Source organism: Thermus igniterrae ATCC 700962 (genome assembly GCF_000376265.1).
GTDB classification, from domain to species: Bacteria; Deinococcota; Deinococci; order Deinococcales; family Thermaceae; genus Thermus; species Thermus igniterrae.
In genome coordinates this window covers 1-1,814 of record NZ_AQWU01000007.1, presented here as the reverse complement: position 1 = coordinate 1,814, position 1,814 = coordinate 1, and the positions used below count along the sequence as shown (strand labels likewise).

The window sequence follows — 1,814 nt, the reverse complement described above, 5'->3', positions numbered from 1 at the left end:
ACGGGGGCTGAAGGCGGTGGCCCTGCAAGTGGAAGCTTGGGTGATGGCCTGGAGCGTGGTGGCCCAGCTTCTTGGGCAGGCGGGTCTGCCCATCACCCGGGTGTTGCGGGCGGTGGCGTGAGGTGAGTACGCAGGTGAATATCCGAAAAGGGGGACTGTTCCTTAATTATAACGCTTCACTTTGCGACTTTCAAGTCTTCACCCCAAAGCAAGATTTATTGACACCCCCTCCCCCCACCGCGCCAAGCTGGCCTGCTGGCCGCGGAGAGCCAGGGCTTCCCGCAGGGCCAGGAGCTTTTCCTCCTCCCCGTGCACCAGCACCACCCGGGGCTGGCCCGAAAGCCACTCCAAGAGCTCGTCCTGGCCGGCATGCCCCGAGAAGCCGCCCAGGGTGTGCACGCTGGCCCTTAGGGGCACCTCCTGCCCCAAAAGGCGCACCCTCTCCGGCCGGGCGATGATCTCCGCCCCCAGGCCCCCCCGGGGCTGGTAGCCCACGAAGACCAGGGCGTTTTGGGGGTCGGCAAGCCCGTGCTTCAGGTGGTGGAGAATGCGCCCCCCCGTGAGCATGCCGCTTCCCGCGATGACCACCATGGGGCCCGGCTCATGGCTGAGGGCCTTGGAGGCTTCGGCGCTCTCCACCACCTCCAGGTTCCGGGGGCGGAAGGGGTTCTTGCCTTCCAGGAAGTACTGTTGCACCTCCTCGCTGAAGTAGCGCACCAGCCGGGGGTAAAGGGCCAGGACCCGCTCGGCCATGGGGGAGTCCAGGTAAATGGGGGCCTTGGGGAGGCGGTGGCCGTTCTCGTAGAGGAGGAAGAGGATTTCCTGGGCCCTTTCCACGGCGAAGGAGGGGATGAAGACCTTTCCCCCCTGGGCCAGGGTCTCCCCCAGGATGGCCAGGAACTCCTCCACCGTGGCGGGGAAGGGGCGGTGGGCGCGGTCCCCGTAGGTGCCCTCCGAGAGGACCAGGTCGGCCCTGGGGGGCGGGGAGGGGTCGGGGAGGACGGTTTTCTGGCGGTTGCCCAGGTCCCCGCTGTAGACCAGGGTCCTGCCCTCCCCCTGGGCCACCACGAAGGCGCTTCCCGGAAGGTGTCCCGCCTGGCCGAAGGAAAGGGTGAGGTCGCCCATGCGGAGCCACTCCCCGTACTCCAGGGGCTTTAGGTGGTGGAAGACCGCCTCCACGTCCTCCTCCCCGAAGAAGGGCTCCTCCATGACCTTCAGGGCGTCCTCGAGGACAATCCGCATCAGAAGCCCCGTGGCCCGGGTGGCGTAAACCGGCCCCCGGTAGCCCTCGCGGAAGAGCTTGGGCAGCCGGCCCACGTGGTCCAGGTGGGCGTGGGTGAGGACCACGGCGTCCACCTCCTTGGGGTCAAAGCCGAAGGGGGCCTGGTTCTTGGCCTCCTCCCGGCCCTGGAACATGCCGCAGTCCAGGAGGACCCGCCGCCCTTCCGCCTGGAGGAGGTGGCAGCTTCCCGTCACCTCCCGGGCGGCGCCAAAAGGTACGATGCGCATGCCCTTATCTGGGCTTGCCTTGCAAAGGTCAGGAGGACGGGTGTATATCTCTCTCCTGATGGGCAAGCGAGGCTTCCTTCGCAGGGAGGCAAGCCCCAAGGAGGTCTTGGAACACTGCCTGCGCCTGGCCCGGGAGGTGGCCCCTCCCACCCCCAAAGGCAAGCGGGGCCGCCCCTGGCGCTACAGCCACGCCCTTTACCTGGCCCTCCTTCTCTTCCGCGCCTTCTTCCACCTCACCTACCGCGAGACGGAGGCCTCACTCCAGGACCTGATGGAAGGCCCCTTCCCTTCCCACCAGTCCCTGG

General features: G+C 67.4%; 2 protein-coding genes. One reads left to right on the top strand and one right to left on the bottom strand.

Annotated elements, in window-relative coordinates:
* Positions 1–198: 198 nt before the first annotated feature.
* The gene (locus tag B128_RS0100060; RefSeq protein ID WP_018110275.1) at positions 199–1,509 is read right to left on the bottom strand and encodes an MBL fold metallo-hydrolase; all 1,311 of its coding nucleotides are present in this window, start codon (positions 1,507–1,509) and stop codon (positions 199–201) included.
* Between the two features lie 40 nt (positions 1,510–1,549).
* Between B128_RS0100060 and B128_RS0100055 the strand changes: the two genes are divergently transcribed.
* A partial coding sequence (locus tag B128_RS0100055) for a hypothetical protein (RefSeq protein ID WP_018110274.1) occupies positions 1,550–1,814 on the top strand: 265 nt, incomplete at its 3' end.

Bases quoted from the DNA above. Each gene is read 5' to 3' on its own strand.
- B128_RS0100060 (WP_018110275.1), bottom strand. From the start codon at position 1,509: ATGCGCATCGTACCTTTTGGCGCCGCCCGGGAGGTGACGGGAAGCTGC.